Annotated in this window: 15 protein-coding genes and 1 pseudogene; 9 read left to right on the plus strand and 7 right to left on the minus strand. The window is 72.6% G+C overall.

Going from position 1 to position 14,459, the window contains the following annotated elements; all coding sequences use genetic code 11:
* The first annotated feature begins 40 nt into the window (after positions 1-40).
* The 3 genes from ABD120_RS22300 (at position 41) to ABD120_RS22310 (ending at position 3,058) form a co-directional block, all read left to right on the plus strand.
* Positions 41-1,621, plus strand: coding sequence for a molybdopterin-dependent oxidoreductase (locus tag ABD120_RS22300; RefSeq protein ID WP_343951910.1), 1,581 nt, complete (start codon positions 41-43; stop codon positions 1,619-1,621).
* A 44-nt stretch (positions 1,622-1,665) separates the two neighbouring features.
* Positions 1,666-2,277 (plus strand): fasciclin domain-containing protein, encoded by a 612-nt coding sequence (locus ABD120_RS22305; RefSeq protein WP_343951911.1) that lies wholly within the window; start codon positions 1,666-1,668, stop codon positions 2,275-2,277.
* Positions 2,278-2,410: 133 nt separating this feature from the next.
* A complete protein-coding gene (locus tag ABD120_RS22310) occupies positions 2,411-3,058 on the plus strand; it encodes a fasciclin domain-containing protein (RefSeq protein ID WP_343952189.1) in 648 nt (215 codons plus the stop codon).
* A gap of 304 nt (positions 3,059-3,362) precedes the next feature.
* Here ABD120_RS22310 and ABD120_RS22315 read toward each other — a convergent pair whose 3' ends face one another.
* Positions 3,363-4,244 (minus strand): hypothetical protein, encoded by an 882-nt coding sequence (locus ABD120_RS22315; protein WP_343951912.1) that lies wholly within the window; start codon positions 4,242-4,244, stop codon positions 3,363-3,365.
* Between the two features lie 41 nt (positions 4,245-4,285).
* Positions 4,286-4,612 (minus strand): MDR/zinc-dependent alcohol dehydrogenase-like family protein, encoded by a 327-nt coding sequence (locus ABD120_RS22320; RefSeq protein ID WP_343951913.1) that lies wholly within the window; start codon positions 4,610-4,612, stop codon positions 4,286-4,288.
* 14 nt (positions 4,613-4,626) lie between these two features.
* Between ABD120_RS22320 and ABD120_RS22325 the strand changes: the two genes are divergently transcribed.
* On the plus strand, positions 4,627-4,860 hold the full coding sequence (locus tag ABD120_RS22325) for a hypothetical protein (RefSeq protein ID WP_343951914.1): 234 nt from the start codon (positions 4,627-4,629) through the stop codon (positions 4,858-4,860).
* A 57-nt stretch (positions 4,861-4,917) separates the two neighbouring features.
* Here ABD120_RS22325 and ABD120_RS22330 read toward each other — a convergent pair whose 3' ends face one another.
* The 4 genes from ABD120_RS22330 to ABD120_RS22345 all read right to left on the minus strand — a co-directional run bounded on the left by ABD120_RS22330 (position 4,918) and on the right by ABD120_RS22345 (position 9,421).
* Positions 4,918-5,535: a lytic polysaccharide monooxygenase auxiliary activity family 9 protein gene (locus tag ABD120_RS22330; protein WP_343951915.1), complete on the minus strand. Its 618-nt coding sequence runs from the start codon at positions 5,533-5,535 to the stop codon at positions 4,918-4,920.
* A gap of 152 nt (positions 5,536-5,687) precedes the next feature.
* Positions 5,688-5,975 (minus strand): DUF4287 domain-containing protein, encoded by a 288-nt coding sequence (locus ABD120_RS22335; RefSeq protein WP_343951916.1) that lies wholly within the window; start codon positions 5,973-5,975, stop codon positions 5,688-5,690.
* 87 nt (positions 5,976-6,062) lie between these two features.
* The gene (locus ABD120_RS22340; protein ID WP_343951917.1) at positions 6,063-7,754 is read right to left on the minus strand and encodes an ABC transporter ATP-binding protein; all 1,692 of its coding nucleotides are present in this window, start codon (positions 7,752-7,754) and stop codon (positions 6,063-6,065) included.
* A complete protein-coding gene (locus ABD120_RS22345; RefSeq protein WP_343951918.1) occupies positions 7,751-9,421 on the minus strand; it encodes an ABC transporter ATP-binding protein/permease in 1,671 nt (556 codons plus the stop codon). Before ABD120_RS22345 ends, ABD120_RS22340 begins: the two co-directional genes overlap by 4 nt.
* A gap of 135 nt (positions 9,422-9,556) precedes the next feature.
* On the opposite strand from ABD120_RS22345, the gene ABD120_RS22350 reads away from it, so the two are divergent.
* From ABD120_RS22350 to ABD120_RS22365, 4 genes and pseudogenes are all read left to right on the plus strand, one after another.
* Positions 9,557-10,537, plus strand: coding sequence for an ABC transporter substrate-binding protein (locus tag ABD120_RS22350; RefSeq protein WP_343951919.1), 981 nt, complete (start codon positions 9,557-9,559; stop codon positions 10,535-10,537).
* A 56-nt stretch (positions 10,538-10,593) separates the two neighbouring features.
* Positions 10,594-11,343 (plus strand): annotated as a pseudogene (locus ABD120_RS39860) (FecCD family ABC transporter permease); the annotation flags it as partial.
* 205 nt (positions 11,344-11,548) lie between these two features.
* Positions 11,549-12,508: an iron chelate uptake ABC transporter family permease subunit gene (locus ABD120_RS22360; protein WP_343951921.1), complete on the plus strand. Its 960-nt coding sequence runs from the start codon at positions 11,549-11,551 to the stop codon at positions 12,506-12,508.
* On the plus strand, positions 12,505-13,311 hold the full coding sequence (locus ABD120_RS22365) for an ABC transporter ATP-binding protein (protein WP_343951922.1): 807 nt from the start codon (positions 12,505-12,507) through the stop codon (positions 13,309-13,311). The genes ABD120_RS22360 and ABD120_RS22365 overlap by 4 nt, the downstream gene beginning before the upstream one ends.
* Positions 13,312-13,386: 75 nt before the next feature.
* Here the strand turns inward: ABD120_RS22365 and ABD120_RS22370 are convergent, their stop codons facing one another.
* Complete coding sequence (locus ABD120_RS22370) at positions 13,387-13,794, minus strand: hypothetical protein (RefSeq protein ID WP_343951923.1); 408 nt, start codon at positions 13,792-13,794, stop codon at positions 13,387-13,389.
* Positions 13,795-13,975: 181 nt separating this feature from the next.
* Between ABD120_RS22370 and ABD120_RS22375 the strand changes: the two genes are divergently transcribed.
* Complete coding sequence (locus ABD120_RS22375; protein WP_343951925.1) at positions 13,976-14,434, plus strand: helix-turn-helix domain-containing protein; 459 nt, start codon at positions 13,976-13,978, stop codon at positions 14,432-14,434.
* Positions 14,435-14,459: the final 25 nt, after the last annotated feature.

The raw sequence follows: 14,459 nt of genomic DNA on the forward strand, positions 1-14,459 counted from the left end.
CAAGGTGGAGGCCCCCGCATCGACCCCCGCATCGACCCCCGTGCCGGCGCCCCGGGTGTCGGCGGCCTTCGGCGTGCTGGCCGCCGCGCTGGCGCTGGGGGGCGCGGAGCTCGCCGCCGCGCTGGTGGGTCGGCCCGAGGCGGGTCCGCTGCTCGCGGTGGGGTCGGTGTTCATCGACCTGAGCCCGGCGTGGCTGAAGGACTTCGCCATCCGCACCTTCGGCGCTGCCGACAAGCTGGTCCTGCTCCTGACGCTGGCCGGGGTGATCGCGGTCGCGGCCGGGGTCATCGGAACGGCCGCGCTCCGGCGACCGCGCCTGGCCATCACCGCCCTGGCAGGGCTCGCGGCGCTCGCCGGGGCCGCAGCGCTGTCACGGCCGGGGGCGCGGCCAGCGGACGTCCTGCCCGCCTCGGTGGGGGCGGTGGGCGGGACGCTCGCCCTGCTGTATACGCGGCGCGGACTCCGTCCCCGGCCTGCCGGTCAGGTCACGCCGGCAGCCCTCGCGCGACCCGGCCAGCCCGTTCCCTCCACTGCGCAACCGGCTCGAATGGCGGGTGCCGAGCGGCGGGTGCTGCTCACCCGTGGTTCCGCCATACTGGGCCTGGCCGTGCTGAGCGGTGGGGCCGGGCGGGCGATCACCTCGGCCCGGCGGTCGTCCGCCGACGGCCGCGCCCTCGTACTCCCTCGCCCCGCCGATCCCGCCGGAGCGCTGCCCGCCTCGGTGAGCCTGAACGTGCCGGGCCTCAGCCCGTTCACCACACCCAATGACGCCTTCTACCGCGTCGACACAGCGCTGATCGTCCCGCGTGTCCCGCACCAGGAGTGGACCCTGCGCGTGCACGGCCTGGTCGACCGCCCGGTCGAGCTGTCCTTCGCCGACTTGTTGGCCCGGCCGCTGAGCGAGCGCGACATCACCCTGACGTGCGTGTCCAACGAGGTCGGCGGGCCCTACGCCGGTCACGCCCGCTGGCTCGGCGTGGATCTGGCGGCTCTGCTGCGCGAGGCCGGCATCCGACCCGGAGCGGATCAGATCCTGTCGTGCTCGGCCGACGGCTGGACCGCCTCCACAGCCCTGGAATCGGTGCTGGACGGCCGCGACGCACTGCTGGCCATCGCGATGAACGGCGCTGCGCTGCCGCCGGCGCACGGCTTTCCCGCGCGGATGATCGTGCCCGGCCTGTACGGCTACGTCTCGGCCACCAAATGGGTCATCGACCTCAAACTCACCCGCTTCGCCGACGAGCGCGCCTACTGGACCCGGCGCGGCTGGGCCGAACGCGCCCCCATCAAGACCGCCTCCCGCATCGAGGTGCCCAAACCCTTTGCCGAGGTCCCCGCCGGCCCGGTCACCGTGGCCGGGACCGCATGGGCGCAACACCGTGGCATCGCCGCCGTGGAGGTCCGCGTCGACGACGGCGCCTGGCGGCAGGCCGACCTGGCCGCCTCCGCCGGGCCCGACACCTGGCGGCAATGGCAGACGACTTGGCAGGCCGCCCCCGGACAGCACCGTCTTGAGGTCCGCGCCACGGACGCCACCGGTCACACCCAGCCCGCCGAGCGGCTGCCGCCGATCCCGGACGGCGCCACCGGCTGGCACTCGGTCCTGGTGACCGTCACCTGAACTCCCCTCAGCACGTCAATCCGTACGACAACACAGGAGATGTCATGAACATCCGTCATGTCGCCGCCGGGCTGCCCATCGTGGCCGCGACCCTCTCGATGACCGGAATCGGCTCCGGCGCGCTCGCCTCCACCCACCACGCCGGCACCGCCGCAAGGGCTGTGACCGCGCCGATCGCGGCCCCGCGTCCCTTCGGCCCGGCCTGCTCGACCGTGCCCGCCACGGGCAAGGGCAGCTTCACCGGCATGGCCGCCGATCCGGTCGCCACCGCCGCCTCCAACAACCCGGTCCTGTCCACCCTCGTCACCGCCGTGAAGAAGGCGGGCCTGGTCGACACGCTCAACGGGGCCGACGGCATCACCGTCTTCGCGCCCACCAACCAGGCCTTCGCCAAGATCGACAAGAAGACCCTGGCCAAGGTCCTGGCCGACAAGAAGACGCTGACCAGCATCCTCACCCACCACGTCGTCGCGGGCCGTAAGACCCCCGCCGACCTGCGGCGCGGCAGATTCACCACTTTGCAGGGCGGCAAGGTCGCCACTCGCGGCTCCGGTACCACCTACAAGATCAACAACGCCCGAGTGGTCTGCGGGGACGTGACCACCCGCAACGCCACCGTCTACATGATCGACACCGTGCTCATGCCCGCCATGTAGCCGAGCGGCGGGCCCACCGCCGGGCGGGCCCGCTCGCCCCGACCGAGCAGACCGCACAGCACACGAGCGAAAGCGGGAACCGCTGATGCCCGCGATTCACCTGCCCGCAAACAGACAAGGAACCTCTCCGATGATGATCACGAACAAGCGTCTTGCCGCTGCTCTACCCCTGCTGGCCTTGGCCCTGTCCCTGACCGCCTGCGCTGGCGACAGCGGCGGCACCAGCGCCGCCACGGGCGCGGCCCCCGCCAGCACAGCGCCGATGGCGACCGGCTCCGCCTCCGAGCCCGCCACCGAGCCCGCCTCCGACGCGCCGTTCGGCGCGGGCTGCTCCGCGGTTCCCGCCGACGGCGAAGGCAGCTTCACCGGCATGGCCGACGACCCGGTCGCCACCGCCGCCTCCAACAACCCGGTCCTGTCCACCCTCGTCACCGCCGTGAAGAAGGCCGGCCTGGCCGACACCCTCAACTCCGCCGACGGCATCACCGTCTTCGCGCCCACCAACCAGGCCTTCGCCAAGATCGACAAGAAGATGCTGGACAAGGTGCTGGCCGACAAGAAGACGCTGACCGACATCCTCACCCACCACGTCGTCGCGGGCCGCAAGACCCCCGCCGACCTGGAAAGCGGCTCCTTCACCACCCTGCAGGGCGGCAAGGTCACCACCACCGGCTCCGGCCAGGACTACACGGTCGGCGAGGCCGGCATCGTGTGCGGCAACGTGCCGACCCGCAACGCCACCGTCTACATCATCGACACCGTGCTCATGCCCGAGAAGTGACCCCCGTGGCCGGGCACTCGTCGTACCCCTTGCGGCGAGCCCTGCCACCCTGCCGAAGGAGCATCTTGTGACCACCGCGCACCTCCTGCCCGGAGTGGTCACGGTCGCCCTCGGACCCGTCCTGGGACGACGCACCAGCACCCCATGACCTCACCGGCGTTGGATGTGCTGGATCTGCTCATCTCCACGAATCTGCCGGCGCGGGCGCAGCGGGCGGGCAAGGCCGAGCAGTTGCGGTGGTCGTAGACGCTGCCCGGCAGTTCGTTGAGTTCGCCGGGCGGGTCGGTGTGTCCATGGCCGGCTGTCACCCGGGGTGGGGGCTCTCTCGACCGGTTGCGTAATCGGGCTGAGCCGGTGAGACCAGGCTGGCATAGGGCATGGCCAGGTCCTTTGATGGCCGGGACAGGTGCACAGTGGTGTGGTAGCTGCCCGTGCTCTCCTTTCCCGTGGGGTCGGCGCCTGCGGCCTTGACCGCGGCGACGGCGTAGCGCTGTTCGCCCGGGCCGGTGAAGCGGCGTTGCACCGCGGTGTGTTCGGGGTCTGTCTCGGTGACCAGGCCGTGCTCGGCGAGGGCGTCGGCGATCGGCTGGTAGGAGCCGGTGCGCAGGACGAACGCGGCCACCCACACCGGCCGGTCGGCGGCGCGCAACACCTGGTGGAAGGTCCGGGCGGTCAGGAAACTCACGCCGCCGGTGACGGTGATCAGGCTGACGGGGCCGACAGCGCGAAGCAGGGCCGCGGATGCGGGGCCGGTCTCCAGGTTCTCGGCGAAACCGGCGTCGAGCAGGCCGACGGCCAGCGCGTAGTCGATCGCGGCGGCGGCGATGTCCAGCCCGACCACCGGCACGGCGTCCTCGCGGCGATGCGCGCGGTAGAAGTCCTGGTCCCGTTTGATCAGTTCGCTGGTCGTCAGGCCGAGGATCTGCGGTGAGGTGTAGCGGGTGTAGAGGTCGTCGAGGGTCAGGTGGTGGTTGAGCAGCGCGGCGTTGACGCCGTAGGAGCAGCACAGGTCCGCCACCGTGACCGGGCCCGACCGCGTTCGCGCCGCCACCAGCCGACGGAAGAGCGGCTGTGCGTGGCGGGGGGTCTGGTAGCCGAACCGGCTGAGACTCCCGAAGAAGGCCCGCGGGTCGGGATGGTCGTAGACCTCGTCGAACGACGTTCTGCGTCCCCCGGTCTGCGCCATGACAACATCATCACCCTACGTGGACGATCCATGTCAACCGGTCAACGGCTGGGATCCCGGATCGCCTCTGGTACCCCGCAGCCTGACGCGCTCCCCATCGCGTCGCGCGAGCCGGCGAAACCATGACGCCCGGCGGGTCGCTTCCTGCCCGGGCCTCCAGGCGAGCCGGCGACGCGCCGCTCCAGCAATGCCCGGGCGGCCTCGGCGACGCGGTCCCACGAGCCGCGCCAGGCCACCTCGGGGGACAGCCGCCCCTCGGCCGCGAACTCCAGCAAGGTGGCGAGGTCCGGCCCGACCTCCCGGACGTCCCCGAACGAGCTGATCGTCTTGGCCGGGCCGATGGAGAACAGGGAGTACGGATCGAGCACGGCGCGCTCGCCGGATGCCCAGCCGATGCTCCGCGAACAAGTACGACGACCCCAGCTACCGGCTCTGGCACCGTCACCTCAGTACCCTGTTCGCCGACGGAGACCCTGGCCGCGATGCGGGGTTCCTCGCCCACGCCGTGCTCGCCGTCTTCGACGGCGATCTGATCCGCCACACGACGCCGCCCGACGACCCGCGCCGGTTCACGCGCTCGGTGCAGCGGATGGCCGTGGCGTTGCTCGGCGGCTGACCCCCGCCGCGCTCCGCGCCGGGAGGGGGCGCGGGTGCGGCGAGGGTGGTCGGGTTCTCAGCCGAAGTTGACGTCTGAGCAGGTGTAGAAGGCCTCGTTGCTGCCGACGACGCGCTGCCAGATCGAGTACAGGATGTGGCGTCCCGAGCGCTGCGGCAGGTTGATCGTCCAGTTCGTGAACGTCGTCGGGTTCTGGCCGTTGAACGTGCGGAGGTGGACGAGGTCCGACCACTTCAGCGGCATGGTCGGGTTCCAGCCGTCGCGGGTGATGTAGAACTCGAAGTTGCTGTTCGAGTGCGGGGCGGAGGCGTGGTAGGTGAGGGTGAAGCTACCCGGCCGCACCGACGTGGCGGGCCAGTCGGCGCGTTGCAGGTCGAGCCCCCTGTACTTGTCGCGACCCGCGCTGCACAGCTTCCCGTCGGGGACGATCTGGCGGTGGCGGCCGCCCGCCTCCAGCAGCGAGACTTCGTTCCAGTCGTAGAACGCCTGGGTCCCGGCGGCGGCGACGGCGGCCTTGCACGCCTCCGACTTGGGGTTCTCCGGGTTCTCGTTCTTGCACACGTAGACGCGGCTGGGCGGGTTGGACATCGTGCCGTGCGCGTTCGCGGCGCCGGCGGGCAGGAGGACGAGCGCGGCCGTCCCTACGGTGAGCGCGGCAACGGTTTTCTTGTTCACAGCTTCTCCTGGGGGGTGAAGAACAGGAAACCTTACTAATAATTAACCGCACACAATCCCCGCGCCTATAGCCGTAACAGCAGTTTTCCGTGCACCCCGAAGACAGTCCCGGCATCCAGCGAGTCTTGGAGGCCGGTTTCCGCCGGGCTCGGCTACGGCCGGTCGGCCTTCCCGTCCAGCCACAAGGTGTCGGAGTCGTCGCGGTGGGTTCCGGTGGTCCCGACGTGCTTGGCGTCGATTTTCGGCCCCTTCTTGATCACGTGGACCAGGGCCATCGCGTGCCCGCGCCCCAGCTCGTAGTCCTGCTTCAGCCAGTCAATGATCACCCCCGCCTTGGTGGACGGCGCGTCGAAGCCGCGCTCCTTCGCCAGCGCGATGAACTCCCGGGGAGTCAGTCCGGTTTTGTCCTCAATAGTGTCTAGATACGCCTGAAAGGACATCCGAATCCCTTTCGTGAAGATATGGTGGCCCAAGAGTATCCGTGTGCCGCCCGGAACACGGCCGGGCGCGCGTCTGTTCCCGCCCGGTCACGAGGGCTGGCCGTCCAGGCCCAGCAGCCGCGAGAGCCTGCCACCGGGGTCGGCCGTGAGCTCGGCGAAGGTCCCCTGCTCGGCGACCCGCCCCGCGTCGAGGACGACCACGTGGTCCGCGCGCCGGACGGTGGACAGCCGATGGGCGACGATCAGGGTGGCGCGGTCCGAGGCCGCCGCCGCCAGTGTCTCGGCCAGCCGGGCCTCGTTGTCGGGGTCGAGATTGGCCACCGCCTCGTCGAGCACCAGCACCGGCGCGTCGACCGCCAGCGCCCGGGCGATGGCGACCCTGGCCCGCTGCCCGCCGGACAGGGTGACGCCGCGCTCGCCGACCGGCGTGCCGGGGTCGATCGCGAGCCGCGCGGCGGCCAGCGCCGCGGCCGCGTCGGCGTGCGGGGCGCCGAGCCGGACGTTGTCCTCGACGCTGCCCGCGAACAGGTGCACGTCCTGGGGGACCACCGTGACCCGCGCCGGTACGTCGGCGACCCGGTCCAGCGGCACGCCGCCGAGCAGGATGCGGCCCCGGTCCGGATCCCAGTGCCGCAGCAGCAGGGACACGCAGGTGGACTTGCCCGCCCCCGAGGCGCCGACGAGCGCCACGGTCTGGCCGTGGCGGACGGTGAACGACACCCCGCGCAGCACCTCCGGGCCGTCTGGGACGTACCGGAAACGAACGTCGTCGAAGACGACGGCGGGGGCGTCCGACGGGGAGGCCGGATCGGCCGGTTCGCGCACGTTCGGGGGCGCCGTGACGAGCGTGTGCACGCGGTGCGCGGCGGCGCGCAGCGTGCCGTACTCCCTCAGCAGCAGCGCCACCTGGGTGGCCGGGCCGAGCGAACCGGCCGCGAGCACCATCGCCAGCGGTCCGTGGGCCACGGAGAGCCCGCCCGAGCGAACCAGGAGCGCCACGACGAGCAGCGTCCCCACGGCGGCCACGGCGACGAGCAGGTCGGTCAGCGCCGCCTCCAGCCCACCGCGCGCCGCGCTCCCGGCCTGGACGCGGGCCAGGTCGCGGGTCCGCGCGGCCAGCGCCCGCCTGCGGCGGCCGAGCGCCCGGAAGGCGGTGAGCTCCCGCATCCCCTGGACGGTGTCCACGACGTCGGCGGTCAGCCGCGCGGAGGCGGCGCGCAGTTCGTCGCCCTGCCGGCGCGACAGTCCGCGCAGCCACAGCGGCAGCATCAGCACCGCCAGCGCGACCGGCAGGGACACCACCAGCAGCCACGGATTCAGGACGGCCGCGACCACGGTGCCCGCGCCGAGGACCGCCGCGGCGGTCAGCACCTGGGCGAGGGTGTGCGCGAACAGCCACTCCAGGGTCTCCACGTCCGACAGCACCGTGGCCGACAGGTCGCCGCTGCGCCGCCCGAGCAGCCGGGCCGGGGCGATCCTGGCGATGGCGTCGTAGATCCGGCCGCGCAGCCCGGCGAGCACCAGGTAGGCGAGGTCGTGCGCGACGTACGTCTCCCACCAGGTGGCCAGCGTGACCACGACCACCAGAGCGCCCAGCACGGCGGCGAACGGCCCGCCCGGCACCTGCTCGCCCGCGATGACCCGCCCCAGCAGCAGCGCGGCGGTCGCGGCGGCGGACAGCGCGGCGACCTGGCCGATCAGGTTGGCGGCGAGGGTGGCGGCGAAAGCGCGCCGATGCCCGGCGACGGCTCCGGCGAGCCAGCGCATCGGCGCGCTCACGCGCTCACCTCATCGGCGGCGCGCAGCCGCCGATAGTAGTCGGCGCCGTTCTCCGCCACCGTCCCCTCCTCCAGGACGACGATCCGGTCGGCGTCCCGTACCGACGACAGCCGGTGGGCGATCAGCAGGCACGTACGGCCCCGCCGCAGCCCGGCCAGCGCCTCCTCGCCCTGGACGTCCACATGGGAGGTGGCCTCGTCGAGCAGCAGGACGGGCGCGTCGGCGAGCAGCGCGCGGGCGACGGCCAGCCGCTGGCGCTGCCCGCCCGACAGGGTGGCGCCCCGCTCACCGAGCACGGTGTCGTACCCCTGGGGGAGTGCGGAGACGAAGCCGTGCGCTCCGGCGGCCCGGGCGGCGGCGGCGAGGTCCTCGTCGGAGGCTTCGGACCGGGCCAGCCGCAGGTTGTCGGCGACGCTGCCGTGGAACAGGTAGGTGTCCTGGGCGACGACGGCGATCCCCGCGCGCAGCGCGTCGAGGCTCAGCTCACGCAGATCCACCCCGTCGATCCTGACCGCTCCCCGATCGGGATCGACGTGGCGTTGCAGCAGCGCGGCCAGCGTGCTCTTGCCCGCGCCGGACGGGCCGATCAGCGCGACGGTCTGGCCGCGCCCGACCGTGAAGGACACCCCGTGGACGGCGGGCCGCCGCGCTCCCGGATAGGTGAAGGCGACGTCGTCGAAGACGATCTCCGGCGCGGCTCCGACGCGCGTTCCCGTACCGGTGTCGCGCACCGGCGGCCGGGCGGACAGCAGGTCCCGCAGGCCGTCCACGGCGGTGATGCCGAGGTAGCCCGCGTGCCAGTGCTCGGACAACTCGCGCACCGGGCGGAAGCACTCGACCGTGACCAGCAGGATCGCGAAGACGCCCCAGGCGTCCCCTGGCCGGGCCGCGGCCAGCACCGCGCCGGCGGTGCCCGCCTGGATGAGGAAGGTGCTCACGCCCTTCTCCACCAGGGAGACCCTGAGCTGGCGCATCGTGGTGACGTACAGGAGGTGGGCGCGCTCGGCGAGCCGGTCGCCCAGCCTGCGGACGGCGCCGAACGCGCGCAGCGTTGCCATGCCCTGCGTGGCCTCCAGGTAGTCGGCGGCCAGGTCCGCGAAGGCCGTCCAGCGGGATCTTCCCCTGCGCAGGAGCGTGGCGTCCCAGAACCGGGGGATCACCAGCACCCCCGCCACCGCCGCCGCGAGCACGGCGGCGGCGCCCGCATGGACCGTGAACAGCCAGCCGACCAGCGCCACCGGCACGCAGCACGTGACGGCGAGCTGCGGCAGGTAGCGACTGAAGTAGGCCTCCAGGCCCTCCACGCCGTCGACCAGGGTGGTCTGCAGGCGGCCGGTACGGGTGCCGGTGAGGTAGGCGGGGCCGAGCCGCCCGAGCCGCTCCACCAGGCGGTCGCGGAGTCTGGCCTTGACGAGCGCTCCCGCCCAGGCGGTGACGCACGCGCGGGCCCACAGCAGCGCGGCCCGTACGGCGATCACCGCGAGGGCCCAGGCGAGCAGCGGCACGGTGTCGCCGTGGCGGCCTTCGGCCAGTGCGGCCAGTGCGGCGGTCAGCAGCAGCGCCTGCCCGACGTAGGCGGCCGAGACCGCGAGGCCCAGCGCCGCGCAGGCGGCCATCGGGCCCTTCACACTGCCGGAGAGCTGGAGCAGCCGTGGGTGAACGATCATTCGTGTCCTTGCGGGGGTGGAGACGGCTGCGCCGTGTGCCGGAAATTTCGGGTTTGCTCTTGGCGTCCAGCCAGCGTAGATGGTAATGATTTTCATGTCCATGCTTGGGAATGATTTTCATACCGGAGGATTTCGATGCGCCGCAGTGCGCTTTTCGCGATAACGGGGCTCGTACTCGCCGGATGCGGGCAGGCCGCCACTCCGGCGGCGGAGTCGAAGCCGCGCCCGCAGACGGCCGTCACCACAGCGCCCACAGCGCCTGCCGTGCCCACGGCGCTCACCGTCACCGATCCGGCGGGCAAGAAGCTCACCCTGACGAAGGCGCCCGAGCGGATCGTCTGCCTGACCGGCCTGTGCGACGACATCCTGGTCGAACTCGGACTGACGCCCGCCGCCACCACCACGCCCGAACTGCTGTCCCGACCCGACTACCTGGGCGCGGAGGGGACGAAGGTGCCGGTGGTCCCGGGTAGCTTCGGCGGCGAGGACGTGGCCAGGATCGCCCAGGCCCGGCCCGACCTCGTCATCGGCCTGGCCGGGGTTCACGACCAGCTCAGGGCGGCGGTCGAGAAGTTCGCCCCGCTGTGGGTCGTACAGGTGAAGACGTACGAGGACTCCATCACCTACCTGCGCGCCGTGGCGGCGCTCACCGGGCGCGGCGCCCAGCAGTCGGCGGCGGAGACCCGATTCCTCGGCAAGATCGCCGCAGGCCGGGCCCAGGCCCAGGCCAAGGGACTGGCGGGCCGGCCCGTCCTCGCCATGTACGGCGGCGGCACCGTCGGCGTCAACACCACCGACGACGTGCTGGGCGACTTCCTGTCGCGGTTCTTCGGCTACCCGTGGCCGAGCAAGGGCGGCGGGTTCGAGACCGCGCAGGCGTACAGCATCGAGGAGATCCTCACCAGGGCACCACAGGCGATCTTCATCCAGTCGTTCGTCTCGAAGGACGCCGAACCGGTCAGCGAGACCTACCGCGACCACCCCGTGTGGAAGCGGATCCCCGCTGTCGCCTCGGGCAGGGTGTTCGAGGTACGGCCCGAGCTGTGGGCCTCCGGACGCGGCACCAGGGCCTTCGGCCTCATCCTCGACGAGGCCCTCGCCAAGGCCGCCGGGTGACCCTCGCACCCACCCGGCTCCCCGTCCTGACGCTCACCCTCGCCCTGCTCGGGCTGGTGGCCGCCGGGCTGAGCCTGGGCACCCCGTTCGTCGCGCCGCACCGGCTGCCCGCCGTGTTCGGCGACCCCGCGTCGCTGGAGTACGTCGTGCTCTGGGAACTCCGGGTGCCGAGAACGCTGATCGCGTTGCTCGGCGGGGCCGCCGTCGGCGTCGCCGGGCTGCTGCTCCAGGAGTCCCTGCGCAACCCGCTGGCCGTACCCGAACTGATCGGCGTGTCCTCGGGGGCCGCGCTGGCCGTGGCCGCCTGCGTGGTGTGGGGACTGCCGGTGCCGAGCGGGCTGCACCCGCTGGTCGGCCTCGGCGGCGCCGCGCTCGGCGGCGCGCTCACCCTGGCCGCCGCCCGCACCGGGCGCGGCGCCCAGAGCGTCCTGCTGATCGGCGTCGCGGTGTCCACGGCGATCCAGGCGCTGCTGTTCGCGGTCATGTCCGCCGCCGACCGGCTCCAGTACGACCTGCTCTTCCGCTACCTGGTCGGCAGCCTGAGCGGCGTGCTCTGGGAGCAGGTCGGCCAGACGCTGCCCTGGTTCGCCCTCGCCCTGCCGTTCGTGCTGCTGTGCGTTCCGGCGCTGGGCCTGCTCCGGCTCGGGGACGAGGCCGCCGCCGCCCTCGGCGGCCGGGTCGCCTCGGCCCGGCTGGGCGTCCTGGCCGTCGCCGCGCTGCTCATCGGCAGCGTCGCCGGGCCCTGCGGCCCGATCGCCTGGGTGGGGTTCGTCGCGCCGCTGCTGGCCAGAAGGCTGCGGCCGCGCGGGGACGCGCGGACCTGGCTGCCGTGGACGGCGGTGCTCGGCGCGGCCGTCACGGCGGCGGGCGGCCTGGGCGCCCNNNNCCCGTCACGGCGGCGGCCGACCTGGCCGCCCGGCTGGCGCTCGCCCCGGTCGAGACCCCGCTCGGCGCCTGGACCGCCCTGGTCGCCGTGCTCGTCGGCGCCGTACTGCTGCGGGAGCGGCACACATGAGGAACCTGCTGGTCTGCCTGGCGCCCGCCGTGGCCACGGGCGTTCACCTCCTGTCGCATCAGGGCCCGGTCGCGGACGCCGCCCTCAGCGGGCGCATCCTGTGGGAACTCGGCCTGCCCCGGCTGCTCACCGCGCTGCTCGCCGGTGCGGCGCTCGGAGTGGCCGGCTTCGTGCTGCAGTCCGCGCTGCGCAACCCGCTGGCGGCGCCCGAGTTCACCGGGGTCAACCCCGGCGCGGTCCTCGGCATCCTCGGCGGCATGACCCTCGGGATCGTCCCTGCGGACTCCGTCCTCGGAGCCCTGCTCGCCGCGCTCGTCGGCGGCGCCCTGGGCGGCGGCCTCGGCTGGGTGCTCGCCGCGCGCCGGGGGCCGGGACAGGTGATCGTCGCCGGACTGCTCGGCTCCGCCGTACTGGCGGGGCTGACCACACTGTTGCTCGCCTACCAGCCCAGCCGGTTCGGCAACGCGATGCGCTGGCTGGTCGGGTCCGTGGAGGGCCGGGTCTGGGACCATCTGGCCTTCACCTCCTGGTGGATCCTCGGCTGGATCGTCCTGGTCTGGCTGGGGTCGGCCGCGCTCGGCGTCCTGGCCGGAGGCGACGAGCACGCGGCCGCGCTCGGGCTGCCGCCGCGCGCAGCCCGGGTGACGGCACTGGTCGCGGCGGTCGCCCTGGCCGCCGGGTCGGCCAGCCTCGCGGGCGCGCTCGCGTTCGTCGGCCTGATGGTGCCGCACGTGGCGCGCTGGGCGGCACGGGGACGGCCGCGCGCCGGCGTACCGGCCGCCGCACTGCTGGGCGCCGCCGCGCTGACCGGCGCCGACGCCGTCGCGCAGTTCCTGACCCGGATCGTGTCCGGAGGCGACCTCGCCCACCGTCTCGGGCTGCCGACCGGAGTGGTGACCGCGCTGGTGGGCGCCGCCGTACTGATCGCGGTGGCCAGGAAGGAGATAGAAGCATGAGCATCGAGGTACGCGACCTCACCTTTTCCTACGGCGGTGACCGGATTCTCTCCGGAGTGGACCTCACGGTCGGTTCCGGCGACTTCGTCGCGCTCGTCGGCATGAACGGCTCCGGCAAGTCCACCCTGCTCAAACTCATGGCCGGACTGCTGGCGCCCGCCTCGGGCACGGTGCTCCTGGACGGCAGGCCGCTGACGGAGCTGCCTCGGCGCGCGGTCGCGCGGCGTGTGGCCGTCCTCCATCAGAGCCTGCCGCCGGTGCCGGGGCTGACCGTCAGGCAACTCGTGCTCCAGGGCCGCTACCCGAGCCGGGGGCCGCTCGGCATGCTGTGGGCCCCCGACCGCGACCGCCGTACGGAGGAGGCACTCGAACTGACCGGCGCCACCCACCTGGCCGACCGGCTGCTGGACACGCTGTCGGGAGGCGAACGGCAGCGCACCCGGCTCGCGCTGGCCGTCGCCCAGCGGACCGGGATCCTGCTGCTCGACGAGCCGACCGCGCATCTGGACGTCCGGCACCAGCTGGAGGTCCTCACACTGGTGCGGGAGCTGCGGGCGGCCAAGGGGCTGACGGTCGTGGCGGTCCTGCACGAACTCGACCACGCGGCCCGCTTCGCCGAACGGATCGTGGCCCTGCACGAGGGGACGGTGCACGCCGACGGCCCGCCGGCGCGCGTGGTGACACCCGAACTGCTCACGCGGGTGTTCGCGGTGAGCGGGCGGGTGGTGACCGACGAGGTGCACGGCACGCCCCGCTGCCTGATCGATCACGCGGTGGGGGAGAAGCAGAACCTACGTATGTGACCCGGGAGGGTTCAGGTGACCCCGCCGTCGCGAGTGGGGGCGGCATCGAGGATGGTGCCCCCACTCGGTCCGTGGTCAGAGGCAGATGGTGACGCCCCACCGGTTCGTTTCAACAGGCGGGAACAGGGACGGCGTGGTCGGCCAGATCCCGACGTATCCCGGCGGGACGGACTGGCACCTGGCGACGTAGGTGAAGGAGCCGTCGAAGGCGATGGCGTGGCTGTTCGGGGTGACGCGCGCGGTGGTGTTTCCGCAGTTGCGGTAGTAGACGGTGATCGTGGTGCCGTTGCCGCCCGGCTGCTCGACCGTGGTCCAGCAGTTCACGGCCGCCGACGGGGCCTGCTGCCCGCTCACGATGCTCTCAGCCTGCTGCGGCGACGACGGTGGCGCCGCGGCGGAGGCGCTGCCCATGGGGGCGAGGAGACCGAGGCCGGCGAGGGAGAGCCCGGCCAGGACCATGCTGGTGCGCGATCGGCGTGCCATGAAGCGACCTCCTGGGTCGACGGGGGATGGGACGCGTGGCGTCGGCGAGTTGCCGCTGGCGTCCAGCGCTGCACTATAGTTGTGCGCGCACTTAAGGGACATAATCACGCTGGCGCACGAGTGTCAACCATTGTGAAGTTGTCTTGATTGTGATTCACAATAGTCGAGCAAGGATGAGTGAATGGCGTCGCCACCGGACGGCCGTAAGAGCTTCGCCGACAAGCTGAACCTTCTCTTCGAGACGGTCCGGCCACGGGAGGCGCACAGGGAGTACACCAACAGCGAGGTCGCGGCCGCGACGGACGTCTCGGCCAGCTACATCGGCTACCTCCGCAAGGGCGTCCGGGACAACCCGTCGGTGGAGACGATCCAAGCCCTGGCGCGCTTCTTCGAGGTGCGTCCGAGCTACTTCGTCGACGAGGAGGCCGACGAGGAGCACGCCGCCGCCGTCGAGGCGCGGCTGAGGCTGGTCCAGGCCCTGAACGACCCGGGGATCAAACGCCTGGCCATGCGCGCCATGGAGGCCGAGCTGTCCCCTGCCGCCATCGACGCGATCACCGCCATGATCGATCAGGTGCGCCAATTGGAGGAGTCGATCGCGCCGAAGCCGCCCCGCAAGCGTGATCCGGGCCAGGCTTGACCGTTCGCGATCTCCGGTCGAGACT

This window comes from Nonomuraea longicatena (genome assembly GCF_039525605.1).
In the GTDB taxonomy this organism is placed as follows: Bacteria; Actinomycetota; Actinomycetes; order Streptosporangiales; family Streptosporangiaceae; genus Nonomuraea; species Nonomuraea longicatena.

Excerpts from the sequence above, each read along its gene's own strand:
- ABD120_RS22335 (WP_343951916.1), bottom strand. The coding sequence starts at position 5,975 with ATGTCCTTTCAGGCGTATCTAGACACTATTGAGGACAAAACCGGACTG.
- ABD120_RS22375 (WP_343951925.1), top strand. The coding sequence starts at position 13,976 with ATGGCGTCGCCACCGGACGGCCGTAAGAGCTTCGCCGACAAGCTGAAC.
- ABD120_RS22370 (WP_343951923.1), bottom strand. The coding sequence starts at position 13,794 with ATGGCACGCCGATCGCGCACCAGCATGGTCCTGGCCGGGCTCTCCCTC.
- ABD120_RS22310 (WP_343952189.1), top strand. The coding sequence starts at position 2,411 with ATGATCACGAACAAGCGTCTTGCCGCTGCTCTACCCCTGCTGGCCTTG.
- ABD120_RS22315 (WP_343951912.1), bottom strand. The coding sequence starts at position 4,244 with ATGGCGCAGACCGGGGGACGCAGAACGTCGTTCGACGAGGTCTACGAC.
- ABD120_RS22350 (WP_343951919.1), top strand. The coding sequence starts at position 9,557 with ATGCGCCGCAGTGCGCTTTTCGCGATAACGGGGCTCGTACTCGCCGGA.
- ABD120_RS22360 (WP_343951921.1), top strand. The coding sequence starts at position 11,549 with ATGAGGAACCTGCTGGTCTGCCTGGCGCCCGCCGTGGCCACGGGCGTT.
- ABD120_RS22365 (WP_343951922.1), top strand. The coding sequence starts at position 12,505 with ATGAGCATCGAGGTACGCGACCTCACCTTTTCCTACGGCGGTGACCGG.
- ABD120_RS22345 (WP_343951918.1), bottom strand. The coding sequence starts at position 9,421 with ATGATCGTTCACCCACGGCTGCTCCAGCTCTCCGGCAGTGTGAAGGGC.
- ABD120_RS22305 (WP_343951911.1), top strand. The coding sequence starts at position 1,666 with ATGAACATCCGTCATGTCGCCGCCGGGCTGCCCATCGTGGCCGCGACC.
- ABD120_RS22325 (WP_343951914.1), top strand. The coding sequence starts at position 4,627 with ATGCCCAGCCGATGCTCCGCGAACAAGTACGACGACCCCAGCTACCGG.